Genomic DNA, 24177 nt, shown 5'->3' with positions numbered 1-24177 from the left:
TAATTGATAGGGCTGGAGAACGGCTCTCAGGGCCGCGTGGAGGCTAATGCGGCCGAAGGTCGAGGAAGCGGCCGAGGGTATCCATTCCTGCGATTAATTGGCCGGAGGCCGTGTCATTGGCCGAGGGTGTCCGTCCCTGATTTCCTGCATCCTCCAGCCTGCGGGTTCGGTGTGTGCCCCTTCAGTGTGCGAGCGCGGAGCGCGCGCACCCGTAGTACGAAGTACTACGGTCTACACCCTCTAGTTGACCTCTTCTTTTGGGGAGCCTCCGTGCACCCCACCCGGAGTCCTGGTGCACCCCCCCTGGAGTCTTCGGGCACCCCCTCCACTTTGACCGGGAGCCCTCGAGCATCCTCGCGTGTCGGAAATCCCAACTGGAAATCGGCTTACGCGCTACTCGCCCCGCCTCCGGTGATCAGGAATTGCTACCGGATAGGGCCATCCTGGTACCGTGTAATTACGGCATAAGCCATGAAATCAAAAAGGCCCGCGAGTGCGGTAACACTCCGGGCCGGTGAGACGAAGGATTGGGCTTCATCTATGGACAGTGTAGCAGGTCAGAGGGGTATTGAGCGATTCGCGCAGGCTAACATTCGCGTCGCACTCTCGGACCATTTCACAGCTTTCGACTGCCTCATGTACTGGTATTTCCAGTCGAACATGGACTACTACAACGGCCTTACGAAGCCGTTCAAGCGCGCCGATCTCATGGACGTTTTCGGCGTGAGCGTAGACACCATCAAGCGGTCCCTGAAGCGCCTCAGCTCCTCGGGCTGGATCACCCTGGAAGACCTCGGTCACGAAGGCCAGCGGCCAACCCTCCACGACTGGCCGTCCGCTGAGGACACGTTCCACGGCATCAGGGATACGAAGTTCGCCAAGTACCTGGATGGCAAGGGCTGGGCGCGGCTCTCCCGCGAAATCATGTTCAGCGGCCTGTCGCCCCGCCAGATCCGGATCTGGGTCGTCCTGATGATCCTCAAGGGGCACGACAAGAACCGGCCGGAGAGCTTCGGGTGGGCCTACATCACGCACGCCGAGCTGGTCGCGTTGATCCGCGATCCCGGATCCAGGCTGCACCCCAAGACAGTCGGATCAGACACCGAGCAGCTGGAGGAACGCGGCCTCGTCGAGATCGACGAGTACGCCGTCCACGGCCGGATGAACCGCTACCGGCCGACTGACCGGCTCCACATCATCATGGTGGAGGTCGAGCCCGAGGCCGAGCAGGAAGAAACCGCCGAGATCATCGACTACATGCCCGGCTCGGAGCACATACGCATCTGCCTCGAACTCCTCGACCGCTGGGTCAGTGGAACGATCGGCGAGGACTGGCGGGATCACGAATACGAGCGGGGCGAGGAGTATGACGAGGTTCTCGACGCCATCGAGAAGGCGCTCGAGGAAATGGGCGATCCGGCGATTGTCCGCATCCGGATCAACACCGGCCTGAAGACCTACGGGCCCGGCTACCCACTCGACTTCATCAGCAAGGTCCTGGACTTCAACGCCGACCCGCTCAGCGATGAGGAACTGACCAAGCTCCTGGACCACATCGACAGCCGGAGCCACTGAAAGGACACCAGCCGAGGACTCCGACATGCCAGCCTTCCCGGCCGTGCCGTACTCGGCAGTCACGTTCCCCGATGACGAGTGCCTGATCGTGCCCATGCGCCTGGCAAAAGGGCTGTGTACCGCCCGGGACCGTCCTGCTCTACCTCCTGCTGGCCCGACTAGCGGAGGGCCCCCGGGGGTCGAGGTGCCCACGGTCCAGCTGGAGCGGCACACCGGCTGGACCCCGCGCGGAAATCGGCGAGCACGTGCGGGCCCTGTCTGACGACGGCTGGGTGACGGTCGGCAGGGGACGAATGCCCGGCACGGTCACCTATCGACTCCTACGCCAGCCGGGCGCCGAGCAGATCAAGGTATGGGCTGAGGGACTCGGCTCGGCGATCACGCCTAGTCCATGCCGTCCACGGCCTCGCGCTGTAGGGCTAAGCGGATGGTCAGATTATGCAGCAGGCCGTAGTCGCTGATGTCCAGCCGGTCGATCATCGGGCCCAGGCCCATAACCCGGGTAGACAGCTCCTTGTCGGGGAGCACGCCGTACCAGTCGGCCGCGATCATCGCGTTCACCTGTTCTGGAGTGGTAGCGAACAGCTTGGCAATACCGATGACTGCTTCGGGGGTGGGGGGGCCGACTCGGCTGGTGCCGGGTCCGTTCCATGCGCCGTACTCGACCATGTTCCGCCACCAACCGTGGGAGCGAACGCGGTCACATCCGATGGACATGGCGATGTAGTCCATGCGGTCGGCGATGGCTCGGGCTGTATCACGAAATGGTGTTCTGCTCATGTCTCCTTGTCTACGGGACGTGACGGATCCGCACACTAGGAATGTCCAAGAAATGTGAGCGATTCGTCTTCTCAAGATGCGTGGCCAGGAGCCGTACGGCGCGGCCGACAGCCGGATTTTCCCGCGTTTCCGCTGGTAGAAAATCCGCGGACCCGTAGTCGGATTTTTTCGAGTGCCATCAGCCGGCGACTGGTCGAAAAATCGGCGAGGGTCTGGCCCGGGTCCTCTTCCACCCCCTACAGCGACACCCTCACATCACGTGCCGCCTGGTGCCCACCGTGGCCGTCGCCCCGGCGCCCTGGTCCTCGTCGACCAGTTCGGCACCGTGTCGCCAACTCCCCGCCGTCGACCAACTGCCTCAGCCCTTCGGACACCTGACTCAGCGGTCGGGCTCAGATGGAGGCTCCTCGAACACGGCTCGGACTCGCTCGACAAATCGGGTGTCTCGAATGGACCGGGCATGCGGCTTAAGTACGCCCTCCTCCTGAGCGATGCGGTGTATGGCCAGAATCTGGGCGCGGGTATAGCGGCGGCGCGTACCGCGTGGGTCATCGCTAGTGGAGCGGTGCGCAGGAGGCAGCCAGCCCTGCTGCTCCCAGCCCCGGATGGTGTCAGGCTTGCGGTTCAGAACGGCGGCCAGCACCCCGATGGGGAAGAGGTCGAAGTCCCTGCCACGCTCCGAGACATAAGGCCGATAGCCTCGCAGTGGATCGGGCGGAGGCTGCGGATCGGGCGGAGGCTTCCGAGCAGGCGCAGCGGAGCCCGTCGGCTTGTCGTCGGCGCGCTCTTGCCGCTGAAAATCCGGCTGGTCGAGGCGAGGGCGACTGTTCCGCAGGGCAAAGCGAATGACATCACCCTGGCGGGCCCTGAGGTTGCCCCCGCCGATGTCGAAAAGCTCAAGGCCGTGCTCCCGGGCGAAGCCGAGGACCCAGTCGTTGTCGACGTCGAGGTGGTCAGCGATCCTCTCGACGCTCCACAGCGGATCTTCTCCAGGCGGGAACATGTCCGCCATCCTGGCGTACTACACGGGTCGATCCCTGCCACTTACCGGCAGCCGTCGACCAACTACGCGAAGTCCCCGGCCCCCTGTCGGTCGGGCCTTGGGCGCAGACGAGCGCCGAGGGGGCCGGAACAGTGGCCGCGTCCGGCCGACTCGCCTGGTTCGTCAGGAAAGGCGGTGGAATGTGAAGTCGCTGCCCTTTCTGTCTGCGGGGATACGCTGGTACTCCGTCTCGCCGCAGGCGTCACATGAGACTGGCTCCCAGTCAAATAGGGCGATGAGGCTCTTGCATTCGGAGCATTGAACGGCCGGGATGCCGCAGCGGTTGCAGTGACCGCCCGTTATGGGGGAACCGTCACCTTCCACATCAGGCCGCTCTGCTAGGTCGACTGAGCCGTTCTCGCAGTTGTCGGTCGGGCAGCTGTACCACGGTGGTTCGTATTCGTCGTCCATGAGTCATGGCTATCAGGCCTGCGCGGGGTCGGGGTAGCCGGTTTCAGGATCGTCCCCTCTAGGCAAGCCTGCGACCGACGTAACCGACCGGGAAGTCGACGGCACCGCGTACGTCACCCGTACGTGAAACCAGTGACGTACTGGCCCCTCGGCGTCATGCCCTCAACCCGGGTTCGCCTCGGGCGTCGGGTTGGATGAGCTGCTGACAAACCCCGCAGACGTGCTCCACTCCCCGAGCACCACCTCCGGCTTGGTCCTCCGCCCGCGCTTCAGATGTGGCCCTCCGTGTGTGAATTCCCCTGTCGGCAAGCCGATCGTCGGGCAAAGTGGGCGTCATGCGGCGCTTCCCCCAATTCGTCCGGCGATTCCGCCGCCAGCCCGTTCTTGAGACAAAATCGGCCAAGCTGCTGCCGATCGGCTGGGCCTTAACCCTCACTCTGGCGCTTGCTGTCACTGCGACAGGGCTGCTGTTGTTCGGCGCATTAGCCTGGCTCGGACTCCCCGCTGCCACCGGTAAGAGGCCAACCGTCGCCGAGTTCCTCGACACGTTGAAGATCGTGCTTGCGGTCGTCGGCGGAATCGGCGGCGTGGTGGCCTTGGTCGTCGCCTACCGCAAACAGCGCATCAGCGAGGAGGAAAACCATCGGGCCCGGGAAACCGCCCGGCGTGAGGACGTCAAGCTGTATGTCGACCGCTTCGACAAGGCCTCAGGCAAGCTGGGGGACGCCTCTGCCGCCGTCCGACTGGCCGCTGTTCACGCCCTGGCCGCTCTCGCCGACGATTGGCCCGGCGGCCGTCAGATGTGTATCGACGTATTGTGCGCCTACCTTCGCATGCCACACGAACCTGAACCCGACGCTGACCGGGACCCCACTGGGGCGGCCACCTGGCGGGCTATGCGAGAAGTACGCGCCACGATCCTGCGTCTCATTGGTGCGCACCTGCACCGTGACGCCCCTATCTCCTGGTCAGGGACCGACCTCGACTTCACCGGCGTTGTCTTCGACCAGGGCGCAGACTTTACAGGTGCGGTGTTCTCCGGCAGCGAGATCAGGTTCAACTATGCGGAGTTCTCGGACGGCGCTGTCAGGTTCAACCACGCGGAGTTCTCCGGCGGTGAAGTCCAGTTCATCGGTGCGAAGTTTTCCGGCGGAGATGTCAGGTTCGTCGGTGCGAAGTTTTCCGGCGGCGCTGTCAGGTTCAGCCACGCGGAGTTCTCCGGCGGTGAAGTCCAGTTCAGCCACGCGGAGTTCTCCGGCGGAGATGTCCAGTTCGGCGTTGCGAAGTTTTCCGGCGGAGATGTCAGGTTCATCGGTGCGAAGTTTTCCGGCGCAGATGTCGGGTTCAGCCACGCGGAGTTCTCCGGCGGCACTGTCCAGTTCGTCAGCGTGGAGTTTTCGAGTGGCAAGGTTGCGTTCAACTGGGCGAAGTTCTCCGGCGGAGAGATCGTGTTCGCCAGCGCGAAGTTTTCGGGTGGCGCGGTTGCATTTAACTGGGCGAAGTTCTCCGGCGGCCGGACCTGGTTCGGACTGACGAGGTTCTTGGGCGGCGAGGTCTCGTTCGTCGAGGCGGAGTTATCAGGCGCCCGGATTTGGTTCGGAGGTACAACCTTCTCAGGTGGCTGCGTCTCGTTCAATCGTGCGGTGTTTTCGCGCGGCGGAGTCTCGTTCGATGCAGCAACCTTTCCGGGCGGCACGGTCCTGTTCAACGGTGCGAAGTTCTCGGGCGGAGACGTCCGGTTCGCCGATGTGGAGTTCTCGGGGAGTGAGGTCTGGTTCAGCGACGCGGTGTTCAAGAGCGGCAAGGTCGTGTTCGGGCCCGCGAGGTTCTCCGACGGCGGGCTCTGGTTCAACGATGCGGAGCTTTCCGGCGCTGAGGTCTCGTTCGTCGACGCGGAGTTCTCAGGCGGCGAGGTTGATCTCACCGGGGTTGCCGACTGGTCCTGCCCACCTATCGGGCTTCCTGACACGGCGGAAGGGCTACGACTCCCAGGGCAGCCCACAGCGCAACCAGCCGATGAAGCTGGAGGCCAGTCGGCGAGCGGCGATCTGAACAGGGCTTCTGGCGCCGATGCCACCGGAGCGGTATGAGCCCGCGACTTGGCTGCCTTAGACGAAGGCTCGGCAGTTCTGCTGCCATGGAGAGGCGATGAAACAGTCCTGGAACATGCCGAATGACTTCTGGGTGATGCAACGACGAGCCCGTTGGCTGCGGACCCTGCGGGTGACCATCCAGGGTGAGCCCGAGCAAAAAGGAGCCAGGGGACGACGATCCGCAGTCGATTTCCAGCAGCAGGTCATCGACCAGATGGCTGTAGCTGGACGGCGTGCCTTCACTGGGCCCGTTGCGCTGGACCTGTTCTTCAAGACCAGCCGCAAGAATCCGCCGGCGATCCATCGCGTCGCCAAGCACGTGCTCGACCTGCTCGGTCCAGCCGATTCGGCGGTCCGGCCGCGCCGAAGCAGTGTGCTGTACCGCGACGACCGGCAGGTCAAGTTCTTGTACGTGGACCTGGACCAGGCGTGGAACCGTGACGAATTACGAGCCTTGGATCCGGCGTCGGCGAACCCATCGGACATCTGGGCCCCACCTGCTCCTCGGTCCAGCCAGCAGCTGCTCCCCCCCAACCCTACGGAACCGACGAGTGACGGTGAGGGTTTGCGTCCCCGTATCGTCCGGTCCCATGAACCCGGCGGGCGGACGATGCTTATGGCTCGCCCCGGCCGGGACGTCATCGCCGATCTCATCTTGGCGAACCGGCTCAGGCATATCCGAGATGACGAGGATGACGAGTACTCCAGTCCTTTCGTCGCCCCCGACCTCCCCGACGACTTCGAGGACCCCCCAGACGATCCCACGATGTTTGGCGACGAGGACGCGGAGCTGTGGGCGTACATCGAACGTTCCAGCCGATTCTGGTGGCTGACACGGTTTCAGGAGGCGGTCCTGAGCCAGATTGACGCAGCGCTCTGCGCTGGCTTGTGCATGTACTTCGACGGCCTGTCCCAGACGACGCCGCCTGGTTGCCCTGAGCCGTATCGCAGCAACTTCGACCGTCTCCTCTCCGACTCGCGGACTATGAGTCGGCGGCAGCTTCTGGCACACCCGCTGACGCTGTCACTCCCTGGGCTTCCCCGAAACGGCCGCGAAGGCGAGGAGTTCAAATCGGCTCTCCGGCAGCGTATGGAGGAGTTCAAGGCGCAGCGCCCGATGTTCAACTTCCTGACCGTCCCGGTGAAGATGACCTTCCTGGTCGTGCCTCCCGAGCAGGGCAAGGACCTCGACAACATCGCCCTGACGGCCGTGCCTATCGCGCATGAGGTACTCAGACCCCACATCGAGCCGCATCTGCTGGCTCCCCAGCCTCTCGGTGATGAATCCGCCAGACGGTGGGCGGAGGCGCTTCGGCGGCTGCGGTCGCTCAACGCGAACAGCGTGACCGCCTACCAGGTGATCGAGCTGCCCCGATCCCCCCAGGACCCGCCGGAAGGGGTTCTTCGGCTAGCGCTCGGAGTAGCTTCGCGCCGCAGCTGGTGGGACCAAACGGCGGACTACGTCAACAAACGGATCGACACGGCTGATGATGTCGCGGATTGGGACCTGCACCTCTGGTAGAAGCTAGGCGTAAGTGGCGGCTGACGTGGGGCTCCTGCGGGTCGAGGATGTGGTGGTACAGCGTTCCCACGCTCACCCCCAGCAGCCTGGTGATCGAGTGCGGGTGCCCGACGCCGTTAGCGTCGGGCACTGGCACGCCGCGCCCAGCGCGGTCACATCGCGGTATCGAGCCCGTACCACGGGTTACGCCTGCGCCGCTGCTCCGCATGCATGACGCGGGCCTGGGCGATGCCGAGCCGCCGACACGTCTCGTCCCGGCGGCGGAGCTGTTCGGCCATGTGCGGCGCACCGAGCCGGTCCCACGCCGCCAGCCACTCCGCCGCGCTCGGCCTCGGCACGCCGCATATGTCGACGATGACCTCCACCGTCTCGCGGTGCAGACTGCGTCTCCCGCCCAACTGGGCTCCCACGGTGGACTGCCGCAGGCTCCCGCCACGCTTGTTGTCCTCGCGGACCAGAGCGCGCTGTGACAGGCGCTTACTGGCCAGCAGATCACGCAGTCCTCGCAGCAGGTCGAGGTAGTCGCGGAACCTTGGCGGGGCGTCGTTGCTGTCCCGGATGCGCTGCGCGCCCACGGCGACGTCGGCGGCTGTCCATCGGCGGATGGATTCCTCCTCGCAGCCGAGTGCTCGCGCCAGGGAGGCCACCGTGGCGGACGGGGGCAGGACGTGCCCCGACAGCGCCCGCGACACCGTGCTCTGCGAGAGGTCGGCCTTCCTCGCCAGATGTTTCTGCTTCCAGCCCCGCTGCCTCAGCCGCTCCTTCAGCGGTGTGATCAGCTCAGCCACCCTCTCCTTGGCCTCGCTGTCTCTGTTGATATCGATCATGATCCACTTCATCGGCGGCCGACCTTCCTAGTTCGCTCCGGGTCTGGGTGACCTGCGGTGATGGCAGGAGCATGCGGCCGTCGGCCTGCGATGTCCAGCCGTAGATGACCCGCTATGCACCGCTGACTACGAACAACTCTTTTGCTCGGCTCGCGGTCGGATGTCGGCGCAGCTCGGCACCGGGGTGCCGACGATTCACCACCCTCTTCATGATCGTTTATATTTCTCGGATCTGGCTCCTGATAAACTTTCTTCTCAAGAGCTAGAAACGGCCCCAAGGAGCACTCTGTGACCGACCTTCTCCCCGCCCCCGTCGCTCCGGTCGTCGCCCCCGTTGCCCAGCCCGTTCACTCGGCCGCCGACTTCGCGGTGAGCGACGCGGCCAGGGAGGCCGTCCTGGCGGGCATCCCCGCCTCGACCCGCCGGGCGTACGCCTCCGACTGGTCGGCCTTCACCGCCTGGTGCGCCCGGCACGGCCGCCTCCTGCTCCCGGCGACGGCCGAGACCATCACTGAGTACGTCACGCACCTGACGGCGACTCCGTCGGCGAAGACCGGCCGCCCGCTGGCTCCGTCCAGCATCGAGCGGGCCCTGGCCGCCATCCGGACCATGCACAACGCTGCCGATGCTGCCCCACCGCAGACCAAGGCCGCGCGTAAGGTCCTGTCCGGTTACCGCGAGCGCCTGGCCCTGGCGAAGGACCCGGCCGCCCGCACGCGCAAGGCCGACGCGGCTGTGCCGGATGCCCTGCGCGCGATGCTGACCGCCGTCGACCGCTCGACCCTGGCGGGGAAGCGGGACGCCGTGGCGCTGCTGCTCGGGTACGCCTGCGCCGCCCGCGTCTCCGAGCTGGTGGCTCTGGACATCGCCGACGTCCGCGAGAAGCCCGAGGGCCTCCAGGTCACCATCTACCGGCGGAAGATCAAGACGTTCACTGAGGTGGCCGTGCCGTACGGCCGCATCCCCGCCAGCTGCCCCGTCCGCGCGGTGCGCGATCTCCTGGCCGCCATGGCCGAGGCCGACCGCACGTCGGGCCCGCTCCTGGTGCGCGTCGACCGGCACGGCCGGATTGCCCCGCCGATGATGCGCAAGGGTCTGCCCATCGGTGACCCGCACGGGCGCATGACCGCCGAAGCCTGCGGGGAGATCGTTGGCAGGATCGCTGCGGCCGCCGGGTTGGAAGGCCGCTGGACCGGCCATAGCCTGCGGCGCGGCTTCGCCACGGCCGCCCGCCGCGCGGGCGCCAACCTGGAGAGGATCGGCCGTCACGGTGGCTGGAAGGACGGCTCTACCGCCCTGCTCGGCTACCTGGAGGAGGGGGACATGTGGGAGAAGAACCCGGTGGCGGGGCTCTGACCGACCGTAGAAGAGCGCCCGTTCCCTGATGAGAGGGCGGGCGCTCCGTCGTTCTCGGGTCAGGCTCGCTTCCAACGCCACTGCCCGTTGGGGTACACCGAGCACTTGTATCGCCGGTTGGTGACCTTCGCGGTGCCGAACTTGTTGCGGGCCGCAGCGGGACAGTAGGCGCCGGGCGTAACGCATTTCCAGGTCTGGCCAGCACGCCGGTACTGACATGCGGCCGACAACGACATGGCAGGCGCGGACGCGACGACAGCCGATGCTGCGGCAGGCAGGGTGACGGAGACGGGCACGACGAGCGCAGAACCGACCAGGGCGACGGAGACGAGCAGGCGTCTGAACAAGGAGGGAGCTCCCAGAGCAGGGGATGGGGTCGCCTGTGAGACGGCTAGTCGTCGGCCCCAGTTGTCTGGGCGGAGCCGTTTCGTTGGGGTACCAGGTGGCCACGGCTCCCGCCGGGCTAGCGCCAACCTGGCCGAGCTCCTGGCCGTCGTCGAGCTGGCGCGCCAGGAGCGCCCGCCCTCCCGACAAAAGGCACCCCCCCACCGTTAAGTCGTCCTCCCACAAGGCCTCCGGTCTGGGTTGCCGCGTAGCTGACGGCCCCCTACGCGGGACAGTGGCCGATTCCGGAGTGGTAGTCGAGGGCAATTCCCGGCATTATCAATTGATTGATCGTGGCCAATACAATGACTGTATGAGGCAAATCCGTGTATCGCCGGAGCGGTTCAGGCAGCTCCGGGAAAATGTAGGCATGAGTGCTCGCGCTCTGGCTCGTCTCATCGGCACGAGCCCTCAGCAAATCTGGCGCCTGGATTCCGGGCGATCCACCAGCATCAATTTCCTCGTGCGCCTGGTGCCGGTGTTCAGCGAGGATTCCGTAGCTGACGCCATCGTGGACCAGGGGCAACGTGCCCGGTTCGTCGAGCACTGCGCCCACCTGCGCACCCTGATTACGATCTAAACACCCCCAGTCGGGACGGCTCGGAAGACCCTCTGAGAAATACCTGTGGCTAACTCGAAAAAATAATCGAGCACGATTCGCGCTCTGTCGTCCCTCCTGGTCAACACGACAGGAGAAAGAGAAGTGAGCCGCAAGCGACCCGCTGTAGACGCGCGAGTCACCCGGTACCTCCGGGACAATTCCTCGGCTACCCCTAAGGCCATTCGGCGGTTCGCCGAGAAAATCGTAGTGCTCGAAAATGGCTGCTGGCGCTGGACAGGCGCGACTAACGCCCGGCGCTCCGGTGGACCGCGCGGTCTGTTCTGGGCCGGGACCAGGTTCCAGACCGCCTACAGGTGGGCCTGGGAGGCCGTCAACGGCCTGGTGCCCGAAGGCCTGGAACTCGATCACTACGGGTACCCGGACGACGGCTGTATCGGCCCGCTGTGCGCCCACCCGGACCACGTCAGGCCGGTGACGCACCGCGAGAACGTGTTACGCGGCAACGGCCCGAGCGCGCGGAACGCCCGGAAAACGGCCTGCCCCAAGGGTCACCCGTACGACCGCGTAACCGCCCGAGGCTGGCGTCAGTGCTCCATCTGCACGGCCGCCCAGGCCCGCACGCGTTACGAGGCCACCAGGCCCCTGCATGACCTGACCGTGTCGACCATCTCCGCATCCGGCCGTCCGGCCGACTGATCCCTCAGGAGTACCTCATGATCAATTGGAACCACGTCAGTGGCATCTCTGCCGCCCGCCGTGCGCGTGTCGCGAGCGTCGGCGATGCCCTCCACGGCTTCGCCGCTCACTTGGCTGGCGATGGCGAGGACGGCGTCAACGAGCCGCACTGGTCGGGCATTCACCAGCCACCTGTAGCGCGCCCTCGACCGACCCTGGGCCCCATTCCGCCCGTGGGTAGTTCTCGGCCGTTAGTGGCCGCCATGGCACCGCCTAGAGCTGCCTACGCGACGTTCCGAGGTGGGGCCCTCGGCCACACGGTCCCGGCCGTTCAGGCCTCGCCGATCAACGGGATGACGGTGTAAAACGGCAGGTTCTGTCCGACATGAGCGGCGCCCCCGTCCAACGCTCATTCGCCACTCGGGCTCTCGAGGCCCTGGCGCTCGTCATCGACGGCCCTATCGTGTGACTCGGTCTGGTCGAGTCCTCGCGTCGCGACGGCAAATAGTTGCTAGGTGGCTGGATCCGCATGTGGACGAAACGCGGATCTCCCCGTCCCTGTAGTTGGGATCCAGCCGCCGCGAACGCGGAACGAGGTCCCAACTCAGGTCGGCCGCGCACAGGGGCCACCGCGGTTTGTCATATAGGCCTATGACCTGCGAAAACTCACGTATGGACGGTTTGCCGGCCCGCCTCCGTCGCAGGGGTGCGTAGTAAGTAAGTTCAGGCCGGTGCGGCCGGTTCCGCCCCGTTGCCGTCCTCGACCGCGACGAACGTTCCCTTGGCGGGCAGGGTCACGACGAGTCCCCGGTCTCGCAGCTCCTCGACGGCCCTCCGGGCGGTGCCGAGCGCTACGCCGTACTCCTCGGCCAGGGCGCGTTCTCCGGGTAGGCGGGATCCGGGGCGGAGGTCACCGGCGGCGATGCGCAGGGCGATGTGGTCGGCCATCTGGGCGTAGACGTACGCCATGTCCGACGGGTTGAAGTCGGGGACTCCCTGCACATCTGCCATAGCACCCAACGTAGAACGGCCTTGAGCTGCATAAATGTGTGGGTAGCGGTCTACCGCTGTACACCGCTCTATGCCGCGTCATAGCCTGCGAGCATGGAAGGCGAAACCGGCGACGAGCCGAAGATCCTGGGCTACGAGGTCGCGCACACTGACGTCGGCTGGGAGGCGAAGTACCTCGGCCTGTTGACCGATAAGGCATTCGCGAACGGGTGCGAGCGGGTCCTGGTCGACGAGAACCTAGCCCGGCTGAGAATCCGAGCCGTGAAGAACCGGGTCAAGGCGTGGTCCTGGGAGTATGAGCCGCCCGAGGACGACGTACCGGCATGAGTTCGTCCGCCTCGGCCGGATGCCGCGTGGTCGTCGATTCCCTGTTCTTCAGCCACACTTTCACCCAGTCGGCTCGAAGGCTCGTCGGCAACACCGGTTACGTGCTCTGGCTCATCAAGCGAGGCTCGTCTACCTACGCCCTGGTCGAGATGGACGACGCCGTGCAGGGGTTTCCAGGCCAACGGCGGTGGACGATTCACACGGCCGATCTCACGGTGATCTCGTACCCGTCGCGGGCGCGTGCCGAGCCGGTGCTCTACGTGGTCGGCTTCGAGAACTTCCCCGTGGTCCTCAAGGCCAACCGAGGGATCCGGCACGCGGTGCCCGGGAACCGCGCCGACCGCGATATCACCGAGGCGATCTGCGGGCTGGACGTCAGACCGGTCGACTCCTCAGGCATCGGCAGGATCGCGTTCGATTCGGGTTCCTCGCTGGCCTGCCCCGGTTGCGTGGCAAACCTCTCCGTCCGGCACCCCGAGGACGACCCCGAAACCGGCGCCTCGGCGGGGTAGCGAGCCCTGCGGGCGCGATCGAGGTAGCGGAGCCGCTACTTGGCCCCGCTACCGGTCTGACCTGCGCGGACGTTCTGAGGTAGCGGGTAGCTGGGTTGGCTCGGTGCCCCCAGAAACCGGCCCCTGGGAGGGTCTGGGGACACCGAACCCGCCGCTACCTGGCAGTCAGCTCCCGGCGCTCAACGGCGGCGTCGATCTCCAGGCGCTTGCACCCCTTCAAGACCCTGCCGTCGGCCTTGACATCCTCGGACGGGACACCGCAGCCACGCACCAGCGACGAGACCGACTCGGCCGTCAGGTCCCCGTACGCCTCCGGCCGGGTCTCGGCGAGCATCTCGGCCAGCGTCTGCCACTGCAGGCCCGCGCGGCCGGTAGGCCACACGCGGACGACGTCGGCCAGGACATCAAGCCGAGGCTGTTCTGCCTGGCTGGTCTGGACGCGGCCACCGCGCAGCTGCACGGCCCGGTTGAGGATCTTCTTCGCCTCGGCCTCGGAGGGGTAGAACGACCTGACGGCGGAGGGGTCCTTCAGGCCAGTGACCATGCCCCACCCGGCGTCGATCTCCGGCCGGAACGAGGTACCGGTGATGCCGCGCTTGTAGCTCCCGGTGCCGAGGATCATGTCGTTGGCCACCTGATCCTGGACGGCCAGGCACCAGCGCATGTTGACGCACCGGGTGATGTTCGGCGGCAGGCTGTCTTTGTCGGGGATCTGGGTGGCGAGAATGACGATGAGCCCCAGGGCGCGACCGCGCTTGATCAGCCGCTCGGCGCCGACGGCGGCGTCCTTGTCGGCCAGGAACAGCTCGTGCGCCTCGTCGATGAGGATGACGACCGGGTGCAGGCCGACGCCTGCGGTGGCCAGCTCCGGCGTCACCTTGCCCTCGGGCGCCTTGCCCTCGGCCCGGAACTTCTTGATCCGCTTACCGCGCCGCTCGGCCTCGGCCAGGCCCCACGCGATGATCCCGGCGCCTCCGGCGATGGCCTCATCGTCGACACCGCAGTAGTACTCCGACGCGATCGGCTCGAAGTCGGCGAAGTCAGCGGTGCCCTTGTACTCGGCGATCTTGAATTCCACCGTCGAATCCAGCGCGGCGACCAGGGTCAGGGCGCGGGCGGCGTAGGACTTGCCCGACCCCGGCATGCCTCCAATCAGCCAGTTCCGGGCGAACAGGGGCGAGGACACCGGGCGCTGGCGCTGGTCGGCGCCGAAGGCCACCGGCTCGAACACCGACGTCCGCGCGCCGTCGGCGAGGATGCTCCACTTCGGCGGGCGCATCTTCGACGCGGGCTGGTAGCCGACCCACAGGTCAAGCTGTCCGGCGTGGTCGGGGCCGGGAATCGGCCAGACCTGGTCGATGGGGAGCCGCAGGGCTGACGAGAGCTTGCCGCGCTTCTCGACCACCGACACGGCTTCCACGCCAGCCGGGAGGTTCACGCGCGCCAGCTGGCCGGGGCCGTCCCGGTGGATCTCGGTCGGGAACGTGATCGCCTTGGGGTCCTTCATCCCGGTGATGCCGAGAACGCACAGGGCTTCCCGGACACGCTCGGCCGTCAGCCGGTGGTACCTGGTCACGGAAACGGCGACCGAGGTGAGGGGCTTGTCCGCCGGGCGGCCGACCTGGGCCAGGCCAAGCGTCAGACCTCCGTAGAGCATCGCCTGAGCCCACCAGGGCAGCAGCACCCACGACGCCGTCCCGACCCCTCCCAGACCCGCCAGGCCCGCCGCAGTGGCGACCATGCGACGGCGGACCGTCTGGTCTCGCTGCTTGACCAGACGCAGGTAGGCGTCACTGTCCTTGGCGACGACCATGGACCGCCGCAGCGGCCGGGACTCGGCGTCGGTCACCCACTGCCAGGTACGGCCGACCAGGCGCCCGCCGCCGACCGGCGTCCACCGGATGACCCGCAGGCCGTACACCGGGGAGCGCCAGGCGTGGAAGGCGACGCGATAGGCGACGGTGCCCGCCCACCAGCGCGCCGCAGCGGCCAAGTCGGTACGGGAGCGAGCCCACGCGGGCAGAATCGGCTGACGGGTGACGTCTCGGCCCGTGACCGTGGCGTAGATGGCCACAGAGTCGCCGTCAACGTCCTCAGGAAGATCAACCGGCCTTCCGGTCAAGGTCTCCTCTGCGGCGCTCTCGGCGTCGATCATGCGGCTCTCGTCGACATCCGGGACCACGTGCAGGGTCGGGCGCTCGATCTCAGCAGCAGCCATCTCAGGCACCTCCGGCCGTGCAGAACGGGTGACGAGCGTCGAGGCCGCAGCCAGGGCAGGTGATCCCCTCGGCGACGTCTGCGGCGAGCTTGCGGACGATGTCGTCGAACCGGCGCAGGTGCTCGTAGGCGCCGAAATTCGGGTCGCCCAGGAACTTGGTGGCGTAGGTCGCGACCGCAGCGGGGCCGTAGTCGGTCAGGGCCTCGGTGATCTTGTTCAGCAGACGGGAGCGCAGCCAGGCCGGGGCCGACCGGTAGTGGTCCGGGAGCAGGGTGAGCACATCCCCAGCCATCCGAGGAAGGTTTTCCCGGTTCGCCGGAGGCGCCGTGACGGCGTCTCGCGCGTTACGGTCCGCAACGACGCCTACGGCGAGAGGAGAAGCAGGGTTTTCGTCGTTGTTCTTCTTCCTGGTCTTCTGGTTGTTGTTCTTCTTAAAGAGGGTGGAAAACCCGTCATTGGTCGCGACCTGCGACGATGCCTCGTTCTTGCTGGTGGCAGCCTCCGCCGGGTTATCCGTCACAGGGCCGACCTGGGCATCGGCGGTGTTTCCCCTGGTAGCGCCCATTGACGGGTAATCCGTCGTAGGTGCGGGCTGGCCGTGCTCACCAGCGACGGGAATTCCGTCGTTGGTCGCGACCTGCCGGTTTCCGGCCGTCCAGGGGTCCATGAGGATGTAGTCGGTGCTGCCGAGCTTGCCGCTGGCCGCGCGCTGGCGCTCCCGGATGAGGTAGCCGTGGCGCTCCAGCTCCTTGAGGGCGCCGCGTACGGCGTCACGCCCGTCCGGTGCGGCGGCGATGAGGGTCCTCTCCGAGATCCGGAACCCGACCTTGTGGGAGGCCATCCAGGCGAGGACGCCGCGCGCCTTCCAGGTCAGCCGCTTGTCGCGGACCCACCTGTTACTGATCGTCGTGAAGTGATCCGTGGGCAGTTCAGCCCGGCGGATCCCCGGGGTACGGTTGGGCAAGGTTCGCTCCTGGTAAGCGCAGGGGTGGCCCTAGACCCCGGGCCGGTGTTGGCGCACCGACCGGGGTCGTACTGTCTTGGTGACTTCGTCAGGCCCTCGTGTGAGCTGAGGGCGGGGGTTCAGAGTTCGTCGCGGAGGGTCTGCGCGGTGGCGCGGCTGCAGCCGAGTGCCTTCCGGATGGCCTCCGCCGACGGCTTCGCCGGGAGAGCGCCGTTCGCGATCAGGAGCGTCAGGCTCGTCCGGTGGTCGCCCAGAGAGCGGCCACGCGGAGGGGTAGCCGTCCGGGTCTCCGAGCCTCCATCCGATTGCTGATCAGCGGGGGCGGAGGGCGAAGGCCGCCGGGTAGCCGGAGGGGTGTACGCGGAGGCCTCCGCGCTGGTGCTCTGGCTGTGGTCCAGCGCCGTGAACGCGGCCAGGATGATCGGGAGAGCGGTCACGATAGCCACGGCCACGACGGGTCCGAGGGTGTGGAGGACCAGAGCGGAGAGGGAGAAATCGTCAGCCACGCCGGGGAGGTGGCGCCAGGCGTTCATACCGAGCGTGAGGGCCAGGAACAGGTACTCGATCCGCGTGAGCGTCTTACTCGCGATGGGCTGGCCGTGGGTGGCCATGTAGGCACGGGCGCCGACGACGACCAGCAGGGCCATGCTCATGAACGGCTCGACGAGCCAGGCGAACACCCACGACGGGGACCAGGCCGGAGCACCCTCGGAGGCGAACACCTGAACACCGGCCGTCGACCAGGCCAGCGCGAGCGTCAGCGACATCATGGCCACGGTGACCAGGAGCTTGCGCATCCGGGAGGCCTGCCAAGCCTTCATCGTCGGGTCCTGGGCCAGCTGGTGAAGGCGTGCGGCCTCGTGTGCGGCTCGGCGACGCTTGCGTACGCGGACGGTGTCCAGCTGCAGCGGGGTGTCGTCGTCCTGCAGCTCGGCCAGCAGCCTGGCCTCGGCCACCTCGGCCCGGAGCTGGCGCACGCGCCGGGTCTCGCCGGTCACGGCCGGGGCGTTGGTGGCGGGCTGGGTCACGGGCTCCTGGGCGGCCAGGAATGCCTCGGTCTCGCTGATGAGCGCGGAGACGTCCTCCGGCTCGGGGATGCTACTAATGGTCATGGGTCCGCTCCTGGTGTCACAGGCGGGGGTCAAGGCCCCGAGCAGGTGTTCCAGCACCGGCTTGGGGCCGATTCGCGCTAGGTGTGTCTTTTACGCGATATGGGCAAGACGACCCTGCTCTCCGCCCTGCTCTCCCTGGCCCACCCCGATGAGAGGCTGCTGCTCGTCGAAGACTCGGCGGAGCTGAGACCGCTTCACCCTCACGTCGTCCGCCTGGAGTCGCGCCCGGCCAATCTTGAGGGCGCGGGCGGTGTCGGCCTGCGCGACCTCGTCCGTCAGGCCCTGCGGATGCGCCCCGACCGGCTTGTCGTCGGAGAGGTGAGGGGAGCCGAAGTCGTTGATCTCCTCAGTGCCCTGAACACCGGTCATGAGGGAGGTTGCGGCACCCTGCACGCCAACACCGCGACCGATGTGCCACCCCGCCTGGAGGCGCTGGGATGCGCGGCGGGTCTCAGCCGGGAGGCGGTCCACAGCCAGATCGCCGCCGCCCTGGACGTCGTCGTCCATCTGACCCGTGACCGTGCCGACGGGCGTCGCCGGGTCGCCGAGATCTGCATGCTGGTCCGTCGCCCTTCGGGGCTGGTCGAGGCCGAATCGGCCCTCACCTTCGCTCCGGACGGACAGGTGACCCCCGGCCCGGGCCTACCCGCCCTCGCGGCCCGAGCGCCCGGCGTCCCCATCTCGCTCACTTCCCGCCACAGGCATCACATCTCCCCAAAAACATCACGAGCTGAAGCGTCCCGAGTTGGGACGCCCCAAGCTGAAGCCTTCCGAGCCGGAGCTTCCCGAGCTGGAGCTCCTTCATCGGTCACTTCCTTCAGGGGCATCCCCTATGGAGGGGGCGCCTCCCCGCTTCCCCGCGGTCCGTCACCGGATATCCGAGAGGCCTCACGTCAGTCTTCGCGTTCGCGAGAGTTTTCTCCCGACATCGCGGATTCATGTCCGGCGGTGTTCGCGTCCTCTCACCGCCGAGAGTCTTCTCCGGGTGCCTCGGGTGCCTCGGGTGCCTCGGGTGCCTCGGGTGCCTCGGGTGGTCCGGGTGGTCCGGGTGGTCCGGGCTTCGACGAGCCGAGGGCGTGGTCGGTTTCGCGGTCGATGTCACGGCCGACGACATGATGGCGACCGCCCTGGTCCTCGCCGCTGTGGCGACGTGGCTGTGGATGGGGGCGGACCTTGGCGCCGCTCGCCTGCGCCGGATGAGGCGTCGCCGCCCGATCGTGCGGGGTTCCCGCTACGAGAGGTTCACCGCGCGGGCACGGCCTTCCAGGCGTGCGGACGCCTGGCGGATCGCGTCGATCGAGCTGTGCCAGGGGCTCTCCGCCGAGCTGGCGGCAGGTCGGACGGCGGGCGAGGCGCTGGCGCGGGCCGTGGGGGCGGCGGGTTTTCCCGATCCCGTGGCTCTGCGCCCGCTGGTCGCGGTGGCGAGAGACGGAGGTGACGTCCCCGCCGCTCTGCTGGCCGTGGCACCCGAACACGGCGGCGAGGCGTTTCGGGGGCTGGCCGCCTGCTGGAAGGCGAGCGTGACCGCCGGGGCGGGTCTGGCCGTTCTCGTCGACCGTGTCGCCGGTTCTCTGCGAGAGGCTCAGGCTCATCGCCACGAGGTCGCCGCCCAGCTCGCCGGTCCCCGTGCCACGGCTCGGCTGCTGGCGGCTTTGCCCGTTCTCGGTCTGCTGATGGCAGTCGGTCTTGGCATGCGCCCGCTGCACTTCCTGTTCGGCGGCCCGGCGGGTGCGGGCTGCCTGGTCGTCGGTCTCACGCTCGACGCCTGTGGTCTGTGGTGGACCCACCGTCTGGTCACCCGTGCTCAGCGAATCTGACAGCCGCGCGTCCAGAGGGCGTGGCCAGAGGGCGTGGCCAGGGAGTGCCCCGTGCGGGTCGCCCGCCACCCTCGACCTGCACAGGCCCCTCCACATCGCCCACGCCCGGGTCCCGACGCGCCTTTCGGCTGCCAACAGGGAAGGATCTCGTCGCCCTCGCGGCGCGCCTGCCGAGCAAGGCCGGACCCGCAGCTTCGGGCGGGCTGAGGCCCGTGTCCAGAGGGCGTGTCCAGGGGGTGAGGAAGGCACATGAGGCCAGGGGAATGTCAGGAAGCCGGAACGTGAGGCCAGGGGAGGCGAAAAGCCAGGACGTGGGGAGGAAAGGTAATGATCATCTTGCTGGCCGTGGTGCTCGCCGGAATCGCCGGCCGACTGTGGAGCACCCGGAGAGAACAATCCGACCGGCTCCGCCATGTGTGGAGTTCACCTCACCCGGCCGAGTTCCCTGGGGTGGGGCAGCCGACCGGATCCCACGGGGTGGGGCAGCCGACTGGATCCCTTGGGGGGCGGAAGGAGACAGAAGCACCCGCGTTCTCCTCTGCGGGGATGGCCCGAGGGCCTGCGGGGATGCTCCGAGGGCCTGGGGGGATGCTCCGGGAGCCGAGAGAGGGGACGGCTCGGGAGCCGAGAAAGAGGCGACGGCCGGGCCGGGGAGAGCTCGCGACCGCCATCGCTCCGGGGCTGGCGGCGTTCCTGACGGTGGGCGGCCTGCCGGGAGTGGTCATGGGTGTCGCCGGTTTCTGGATCACACTGGTGATCCTGCGCAGGCGGGAGCCACCCGAAGTTCGTGAGGAACGCCGGCGGCTGACCGCGGATCTGCCGCTGGCGGCCGACCTCATGGTCGCCTGCCTGCGTGTCGGTCAGCCGATCACCGGAGCCATCGATGTCACGGTGGAGGCGATCGGGGGGCCGCTGGGCGAGCGATTGGCCTGGGTGAGTGGCCAGCTGAGGCTGGGAGCCGCGCCGGACGACGCCTGGCGGGCTCTGGCCTCCGAGCGCCCGCTCGCCCTTTTGGCCCGTGCCATGAGCCGGGCCGCGTCGAGTGGCGCACCGGTGGCCGATGTCCTCACCAGACTCTCCGACGACTCCCGCCATGTCGCCCGCGCCGCGTCCGCGGCGGCCGCCCAACGGGTCGGGGTCCAGGCCGTCGCTCCCCTGGGACTGTGTTTCCTGCCCGCGTTCGTCTTCCTGGGCATCATCCCCGTCGTGGCCGGCCTCGCCGGCGAGGTACTGCTCCCCTGAGTTATCCACAGACTTTTCCCCACGGGGAGGGGTTATCCACAGTGTGGCGTTCGGTTTCCCGATCAATCACATGTTCGCGCACACCAAGCCTTGGAAACCGGGTATTGCGGGCCACGGCCTCGGTTCTTCCTCGAAGGGCCGAGGCCGTGTTCGCGTTATACGACTGCCGGGTCGGGCCAGCCGTGCACACCGATGCCGACTCCTTCGCGGTAGAGCCTGATCCCAGCGACTGTGTACGGCACGGTGTTGTCCGGCAGGAAGTCGATGGGCACCCATTCGACCTTGGCGCACTTGTTCGGCTCGGCGTTGACTACCTCGCCGTCCCAGCGGAGCGCGACGAAGAAGAATCCGACCCGGGGCTGCCCCTCTGGGGACAGGTGGTGCACCACGGTGGCCGGTCGCAGATCACCTGGGGCGATGACGGCCCCGATCTCCTCGCAGGCTTCACGGATCGCGCAGTCGATCACGGTCTCGCCGGGGTCGAGGTGTCCGGAGGGCAGACAGTACAGCCCGTCGGCGTACCCGGTGCCCTGGCGCAGGCACAACAGGATGTGGCCGTCGCGTTCGAGGATCACGTGCACATCGACGGTGACCTGCTGGCGCTGCGTCATAAGGTTGGTGGCCTTTCCCAATGGGGTGACGCCCGTGACGATAGCTCAAGGATGTGGCTGGTGAGGGCCGAAGCGGCGTCTTGCGGTGATAGATGACCAGTGTCGATCCGATGGAAGGCGAACCCATCGGCAGCCAGGATGTCGCCCAAGTCCTCGTACAAGGTGGCCTCGGCGAGACTGGAGCCTTCGTGTTCGAACCGGGAATGCGCGCCCCGAACGGCGAGTCGTTGCTCCAGGACGGGCGCCGCGGCGGTCACCAGGACGGCTAGGTTTGGTCGGGTGGCTGGTGCGTTGAGTTGGCGGATGTAGTCCAGTGGGACGCCGTCTCTGCTCTGTAGTACGTAAGAGGAGGGCACGTATCGGTCGCAGACCACCACCGCCCCCTTCGCCAGCGCGGGGTGGATCTCAGTCTCCAAGTGGTGGTAGCGGTCGGCGGCTACCAGGCAGGCCAGCGCGGTCCCGGAGAACGTCGCGGTCTGCTGGCGGGCCATCGTGCCGAGGGGGCCGTCGGACGGTTCCCGGGTCGCCAACACCGGGCGTCCGGCCGTGGCGAGTTGCTCGGCGACCAGGGCGACGAGGGTGGACTTGCCGGCGCCGCCGGGCCCGTCCAGGGTGATGAGCAAGCCGGGCATCACATGCTCCCCTGAAGGCGGGCGTGCTGGGCAAGAGCGAGATCGGCCAGATGCTGGTGAATCTCTTCCTCGGAGGATTCCCCGAATTGGATACCGGAGCTGAAGTTGAACTCGTCACGTCCACGCAGCGCCTCTTCGCCGCCGAGGTCGACGGGCGCGTAGTCGAGCAGTTGGTCAGCGGTGTACTGGCCGGTGGCCATGAGCCGCGTCCACTCCGGGGTGCCGGGGTAGGGGCGGAACTGGAACACGCTGGTCCGGAACGTTCCAGGCTGGTTGTCGGTGAGGTCCCACAGACGGTGGATCAGGTCGACGGTGGCACCCATCTCCTCCCGGGTTTCGGTGGGGAAACCGAGGATGAAGTAGCCCTTCACCTTGATGCCGCGGCTGGTGAGACGCTGGACGACGCTGAGGATCATCTCCCGGGTGATGCGCTTGTCGATGTAGGTCAGCATCCGCTCGGATCCGGATTCGATGCCGAGCGCGACCTCCCGCAGCCCGCAGGCAGCGAGCAGGTCGAGAGTGGCGTCAGGCGCCCGGTGCAGAACGTTGATTCGGCCGGTGGCGTCCCACACCGCCCACTCGCCGATACGGGCCTGGGCGAAGGCGCCCATCATCTGGTCGATCACCCGCCGGGCGCCGAGGAACAGGTCATCGACGAACCGGAACGCCGTCACCTGCCGTTCGGCGCGAAGCTGGTGCATCTCAGCGAGGATGTCGAGCGGATCCCGCACCCGGATCGTCACGTCGGGGTTCGCACTGACCGCGGCTCCGCAGAACGAGCAGTCGTACGGGCAGCCGCGGGCCCCGACCATGTTCGCCTCGATGCGCCCGTCGTCGGCGACGTATGGGTCTTGGGCGAGAAACTCCCTGTTCACAAACGGGAGGCTGTTGATGTCCGGGGCGAGGTGATGGCTGGTGCCAGGTCGGCCGCCGGTGACTGGCGTGCCGAGGACGGTGTCGAGCCACATGACGCCGGGCAGGCTGGTGCGGTTGCGGTGGTCGGCCAGGAGCTCGACGACGCGGGTTTCGGCCTCGCCGAGGATGAGGGCGTCGCAGTGGGCCAGCCGGGGATCGGTGAGGATCTCGGCAGGCATGGCCTTGGCGTGGTGGCCGCCGACCATGACGCGGATGTCGGAATCGAGAGCGGCGGCGATGGTGACGCTGATTTCGTAGGTGGGGGCCAGCAGGTTGAACCCGGCCCAGCGGGGGGCGGCCTGGTTGATTAGGTCGATGGTGGCGGCGACGGACAGGCCGGCGGCTTCGGCGTCCAGCACGCCCACCTGGTAGCCCTGGGTGGCAGCGTAGGTGGCGATGTAGACCATACCGAGGACGGGCAGGGTGTAGTCGTTGACGCGGGGGCGAAGAGCGTAGTCCCGCAGGGGGCGTTGATGAGGAGCAGGTCGAGCTGTGGTTCAGTGGTGCGTGGTACTCCCTTGATCAGTGCGTGCATGGTGGTCTCCCCAGGCGAGGGTCAGGACAGTCAAGGTGGATAGATGCGGGCCGGCCAGGTCACGCCAGCGCGCGGCGAAGGCGGGTTCGTCGGCGGGCCACGAGGTGGTGGGGTCGGCCAGGGCCGCCCAGGTGCGGACGGCGAGGTCGGCGTAGGGGTAGAGGTTGTAATCGCCGCTGTAGTCAGCGACGGCGGCTCCGGCGGTCCAGGGGCCGATGCGTGGCACCGCCTGTACGGCCTTGACCAGAACCTCGGGGGCGAGCTCCGCCCACTCGACATGGTGGGTCAGGTAGGCGGATGCGGCGGCTCGCAGTGGCCGCCGCTTGAACGCCATCCCCAGGGCGGTGAACTCCTCGTCGGGGAGGGCGAGCACCCGCTCGGGGGTAGGGATCAGCGCAGTGTCCCCAACTCGGTCGCCGGCGGCGGCTCGGAACGCGTGGTGCATCTTGCGGGCTTGTCCGGCGCGGATGACCTGTCGGATGATCGCGGTCGCCAGCGCCTCCCACAGGTCAGAGTTACGCCACCTCCGGACCGGGCCGAGCCGGTCGAGGGCTGTGCGCAGCCCCGCGGGGAGCGGCGCGTCGTGCAGGGTGGTGGGGTCGTAGGTGTCGAGAGTCGGGGCGGCACCGTCGCTGTTGAGCGGGGTGACGGTGTCGGGGTGGGTGATGAGCCAGGTGCCGGTGGGGGTCCGCATGGCGCGCAATGGAGTGGTGGTGTGGTCCCATCCGGGGTGGTCGAGCATGGTCCAGGTCATGTGCGTCTCCAGGGTGCGGAGTGGGTTGGTGGGGCAACTGCGGTCGAGGTGGGCCGCGTGGCCGCCACGGTAGGACATCGGATGTCATTGGAGCTGTCGTTTCATGGTTGTGGGAAGAGAGCGGAGTGTTGCCGGTCTTGCCTGGCCCTGCGGGCGGCCCCTGGTGGTGCACCACCGCCCGCGGGGGGCGTGGGGGGGGGGGGGGGGGGGGGGCCGGCCCCCGCCGCGGGGGGGGGGGGGGGGGGGTGTGTTTGGGGGGGGGGGGGGGGGGGGGTGGGGGGGGGGGGGGCGGGGGGCGGC

At 67.5% G+C, this 24177-nt stretch carries 21 protein-coding genes and 1 pseudogene; 11 read left to right on the top strand and 11 right to left on the bottom strand.

Annotation, left to right across the window (positions count from 1 at the left end; all coding sequences use genetic code 11):
* Nucleotides 1-636: 636 nt before the first annotated feature.
* Nucleotides 637-1575 carry a hypothetical protein gene (locus ACIBH4_RS29970; RefSeq protein WP_362768903.1) on the top strand — a complete coding sequence of 313 codons (939 nt, stop codon included), beginning with the start codon at nt 637-639 and terminating at the stop codon, nt 1573-1575.
* Between the two features lie 384 nt (nt 1576-1959).
* On the opposite strand, the gene ACIBH4_RS29965 is transcribed toward ACIBH4_RS29970, so the two are convergent.
* Together ACIBH4_RS29965 and ACIBH4_RS29960 are read right to left on the bottom strand one after the other, a co-directional pair.
* On the bottom strand, nt 1960-2355 hold the full coding sequence (locus ACIBH4_RS29965; protein ID WP_362768906.1) for a hypothetical protein: 396 nt from the start codon (nt 2353-2355) through the stop codon (nt 1960-1962).
* 379 nt (nt 2356-2734) lie between these two features.
* Nucleotides 2735-3367 carry a MerR family transcriptional regulator gene (locus ACIBH4_RS29960; protein WP_362768909.1) on the bottom strand — a complete coding sequence of 211 codons (633 nt, stop codon included), beginning with the start codon at nt 3365-3367 and terminating at the stop codon, nt 2735-2737.
* 776 nt (nt 3368-4143) lie between these two features.
* On the opposite strand from ACIBH4_RS29960, the gene ACIBH4_RS29955 reads away from it, so the two are divergent.
* Nucleotides 4144-5898: a pentapeptide repeat-containing protein gene (locus ACIBH4_RS29955; protein ID WP_362768912.1), complete on the top strand. Its 1755-nt coding sequence runs from the start codon at nt 4144-4146 to the stop codon at nt 5896-5898.
* A 58-nt stretch (nt 5899-5956) separates the two neighbouring features.
* On the top strand, nt 5957-7423 hold the full coding sequence (locus ACIBH4_RS29950; protein WP_362768915.1) for a hypothetical protein: 1467 nt from the start codon (nt 5957-5959) through the stop codon (nt 7421-7423).
* Nucleotides 7424-7575: 152 nt separating this feature from the next.
* On the opposite strand, the gene ACIBH4_RS29945 is transcribed toward ACIBH4_RS29950, so the two are convergent.
* Nucleotides 7576-8250 (bottom strand): helix-turn-helix transcriptional regulator, encoded by a 675-nt coding sequence (locus ACIBH4_RS29945; protein ID WP_362768917.1) that lies wholly within the window; start codon nt 8248-8250, stop codon nt 7576-7578.
* 288 nt (nt 8251-8538) lie between these two features.
* On the opposite strand from ACIBH4_RS29945, the gene ACIBH4_RS29940 reads away from it, so the two are divergent.
* The 3 genes from ACIBH4_RS29940 to ACIBH4_RS29930 all read left to right on the top strand — a co-directional run bounded on the left by ACIBH4_RS29940 (nt 8539) and on the right by ACIBH4_RS29930 (nt 11248).
* Nucleotides 8539-9606 (top strand): tyrosine-type recombinase/integrase, encoded by a 1068-nt coding sequence (locus tag ACIBH4_RS29940; RefSeq protein WP_362768920.1) that lies wholly within the window; start codon nt 8539-8541, stop codon nt 9604-9606.
* A gap of 370 nt (nt 9607-9976) precedes the next feature.
* Entirely contained in the window at nt 9977-10570 is a 594-nt protein-coding gene (locus ACIBH4_RS29935; protein ID WP_399173236.1) for a helix-turn-helix domain-containing protein, read from the top strand.
* A gap of 228 nt (nt 10571-10798) precedes the next feature.
* Nucleotides 10799-11248, top strand: a complete 450-nt coding sequence (locus ACIBH4_RS29930) for a hypothetical protein (RefSeq protein WP_362768923.1) — start codon at nt 10799-10801, stop codon at nt 11246-11248.
* Nucleotides 11249-11950: 702 nt separating this feature from the next.
* Here the strand turns inward: ACIBH4_RS29930 and ACIBH4_RS29925 are convergent.
* Entirely contained in the window at nt 11951-12238 is a 288-nt protein-coding gene (locus ACIBH4_RS29925) for a winged helix-turn-helix domain-containing protein (protein WP_362768926.1), read from the bottom strand.
* Between the two features lie 93 nt (nt 12239-12331).
* Here ACIBH4_RS29925 and ACIBH4_RS29920 point away from each other — a divergent pair, with 93 nt between their 5' ends.
* Nucleotides 12332-12565 (top strand): hypothetical protein, encoded by a 234-nt coding sequence (locus tag ACIBH4_RS29920; protein ID WP_362768928.1) that lies wholly within the window; start codon nt 12332-12334, stop codon nt 12563-12565.
* Nucleotides 12562-13077 carry a hypothetical protein gene (locus ACIBH4_RS29915; protein WP_362768931.1) on the top strand — a complete coding sequence of 172 codons (516 nt, stop codon included), beginning with the start codon at nt 12562-12564 and terminating at the stop codon, nt 13075-13077. The genes ACIBH4_RS29920 and ACIBH4_RS29915 overlap by 4 nt, the downstream gene beginning before the upstream one ends.
* Before the next feature lie 154 nt (nt 13078-13231).
* Here ACIBH4_RS29915 and ACIBH4_RS29910 read toward each other — a convergent pair whose 3' ends face one another.
* The 3 genes from ACIBH4_RS29910 to ACIBH4_RS29900 form a co-directional block, all read right to left on the bottom strand.
* Entirely contained in the window at nt 13232-15295 is a 2064-nt protein-coding gene (locus tag ACIBH4_RS29910; RefSeq protein ID WP_362768934.1) for an FtsK/SpoIIIE domain-containing protein, read from the bottom strand.
* 1 nt (nt 15296) lies between these two features.
* Nucleotides 15297-16259 (bottom strand): hypothetical protein, encoded by a 963-nt coding sequence (locus tag ACIBH4_RS29905; RefSeq protein ID WP_362768937.1) that lies wholly within the window; start codon nt 16257-16259, stop codon nt 15297-15299.
* Nucleotides 16260-16378: 119 nt separating this feature from the next.
* Nucleotides 16379-17371 carry a hypothetical protein gene (locus ACIBH4_RS29900; protein ID WP_362768940.1) on the bottom strand — a complete coding sequence of 331 codons (993 nt, stop codon included), beginning with the start codon at nt 17369-17371 and terminating at the stop codon, nt 16379-16381.
* Nucleotides 17372-17473: 102 nt separating this feature from the next.
* Between ACIBH4_RS29900 and ACIBH4_RS29895 the strand changes: the two are divergent.
* The 3 genes and pseudogenes from ACIBH4_RS29895 to ACIBH4_RS29885 form a co-directional block, all read left to right on the top strand.
* Nucleotides 17474-18047 (top strand): annotated as a pseudogene (locus ACIBH4_RS29895) (ATPase, T2SS/T4P/T4SS family); the annotation flags it as partial.
* A 400-nt stretch (nt 18048-18447) separates the two neighbouring features.
* Complete coding sequence (locus ACIBH4_RS29890) at nt 18448-19188, top strand: type II secretion system F family protein (protein WP_362518088.1); 741 nt, start codon at nt 18448-18450, stop codon at nt 19186-19188.
* A 588-nt stretch (nt 19189-19776) separates the two neighbouring features.
* Entirely contained in the window at nt 19777-20430 is a 654-nt protein-coding gene (locus tag ACIBH4_RS29885; RefSeq protein WP_364237676.1) for a type II secretion system F family protein, read from the top strand.
* Between the two features lie 155 nt (nt 20431-20585).
* On the opposite strand, the gene ACIBH4_RS29880 is transcribed toward ACIBH4_RS29885, so the two are convergent.
* From ACIBH4_RS29880 to ACIBH4_RS29865, 4 genes are all read right to left on the bottom strand, one after another.
* A complete protein-coding gene (locus ACIBH4_RS29880) occupies nt 20586-21041 on the bottom strand; it encodes an NUDIX domain-containing protein (RefSeq protein ID WP_362518082.1) in 456 nt (151 codons plus the stop codon).
* Nucleotides 21038-21673, bottom strand: coding sequence for a dTMP kinase (gene tmk / locus ACIBH4_RS29875; RefSeq protein WP_362518079.1), 636 nt, complete (start codon nt 21671-21673; stop codon nt 21038-21040). Before tmk ends, ACIBH4_RS29880 begins: the two co-directional genes overlap by 4 nt.
* A complete protein-coding gene (locus tag ACIBH4_RS29870) occupies nt 21673-22995 on the bottom strand; it encodes a B12-binding domain-containing radical SAM protein (protein ID WP_362768944.1) in 1323 nt (440 codons plus the stop codon). Before ACIBH4_RS29870 ends, tmk begins: the two co-directional genes overlap by 1 nt.
* A gap of 90 nt (nt 22996-23085) precedes the next feature.
* Nucleotides 23086-23955 carry a hypothetical protein gene (locus tag ACIBH4_RS29865; protein ID WP_362518073.1) on the bottom strand — a complete coding sequence of 290 codons (870 nt, stop codon included), beginning with the start codon at nt 23953-23955 and terminating at the stop codon, nt 23086-23088.
* Nucleotides 23956-24177 lie beyond the last annotated feature (222 nt).

The organism is Streptosporangium sp. NPDC050284, from assembly GCF_044459525.1.
GTDB lineage: Bacteria > Actinomycetota > Actinomycetes > Streptosporangiales > Streptosporangiaceae > Streptosporangium.
Note: the sequence above shows the minus strand (reverse complement) of the source record. Positions and strands in the feature narration are given on the sequence as shown.

What these genes read in the sequence shown, in the direction of transcription:
- ACIBH4_RS29935 (WP_399173236.1), top strand. Translation starts at nt 9,977, where the DNA reads ATGGGGTCGCCTGTGAGACGGCTAGTCGTCGGCCCCAGTTGTCTGGGC.
- ACIBH4_RS29915 (WP_362768931.1), top strand. Translation starts at nt 12,562, where the DNA reads ATGAGTTCGTCCGCCTCGGCCGGATGCCGCGTGGTCGTCGATTCCCTG.
- ACIBH4_RS29955 (WP_362768912.1), top strand. Translation starts at nt 4,144, where the DNA reads ATGCGGCGCTTCCCCCAATTCGTCCGGCGATTCCGCCGCCAGCCCGTT.
- ACIBH4_RS29925 (WP_362768926.1), bottom strand. Translation starts at nt 12,238, where the DNA reads ATGGCAGATGTGCAGGGAGTCCCCGACTTCAACCCGTCGGACATGGCG.
- ACIBH4_RS29945 (WP_362768917.1), bottom strand. Translation starts at nt 8,250, where the DNA reads ATGATCGATATCAACAGAGACAGCGAGGCCAAGGAGAGGGTGGCTGAG.
- ACIBH4_RS29865 (WP_362518073.1), bottom strand. Translation starts at nt 23,955, where the DNA reads ATGTCCTACCGTGGCGGCCACGCGGCCCACCTCGACCGCAGTTGCCCC.
- ACIBH4_RS29960 (WP_362768909.1), bottom strand. Translation starts at nt 3,367, where the DNA reads ATGGCGGACATGTTCCCGCCTGGAGAAGATCCGCTGTGGAGCGTCGAG.
- tmk (WP_362518079.1), bottom strand. Translation starts at nt 21,673, where the DNA reads ATGCCCGGCTTGCTCATCACCCTGGACGGGCCCGGCGGCGCCGGCAAG.
- ACIBH4_RS29920 (WP_362768928.1), top strand. Translation starts at nt 12,332, where the DNA reads ATGGAAGGCGAAACCGGCGACGAGCCGAAGATCCTGGGCTACGAGGTC.
- ACIBH4_RS29885 (WP_364237676.1), top strand. Translation starts at nt 19,777, where the DNA reads ATGCTCCGGGAGCCGAGAGAGGGGACGGCTCGGGAGCCGAGAAAGAGG.
- ACIBH4_RS29900 (WP_362768940.1), bottom strand. Translation starts at nt 17,371, where the DNA reads ATGACCATTAGTAGCATCCCCGAGCCGGAGGACGTCTCCGCGCTCATC.
- ACIBH4_RS29970 (WP_362768903.1), top strand. Translation starts at nt 637, where the DNA reads ATGTACTGGTATTTCCAGTCGAACATGGACTACTACAACGGCCTTACG.
- ACIBH4_RS29950 (WP_362768915.1), top strand. Translation starts at nt 5,957, where the DNA reads ATGAAACAGTCCTGGAACATGCCGAATGACTTCTGGGTGATGCAACGA.
- ACIBH4_RS29880 (WP_362518082.1), bottom strand. Translation starts at nt 21,041, where the DNA reads ATGACGCAGCGCCAGCAGGTCACCGTCGATGTGCACGTGATCCTCGAA.
- ACIBH4_RS29870 (WP_362768944.1), bottom strand. Translation starts at nt 22,995, where the DNA reads ATGGTCTACATCGCCACCTACGCTGCCACCCAGGGCTACCAGGTGGGC.
- ACIBH4_RS29965 (WP_362768906.1), bottom strand. Translation starts at nt 2,355, where the DNA reads ATGAGCAGAACACCATTTCGTGATACAGCCCGAGCCATCGCCGACCGC.
- ACIBH4_RS29910 (WP_362768934.1), bottom strand. Translation starts at nt 15,295, where the DNA reads ATGGCTGCTGCTGAGATCGAGCGCCCGACCCTGCACGTGGTCCCGGAT.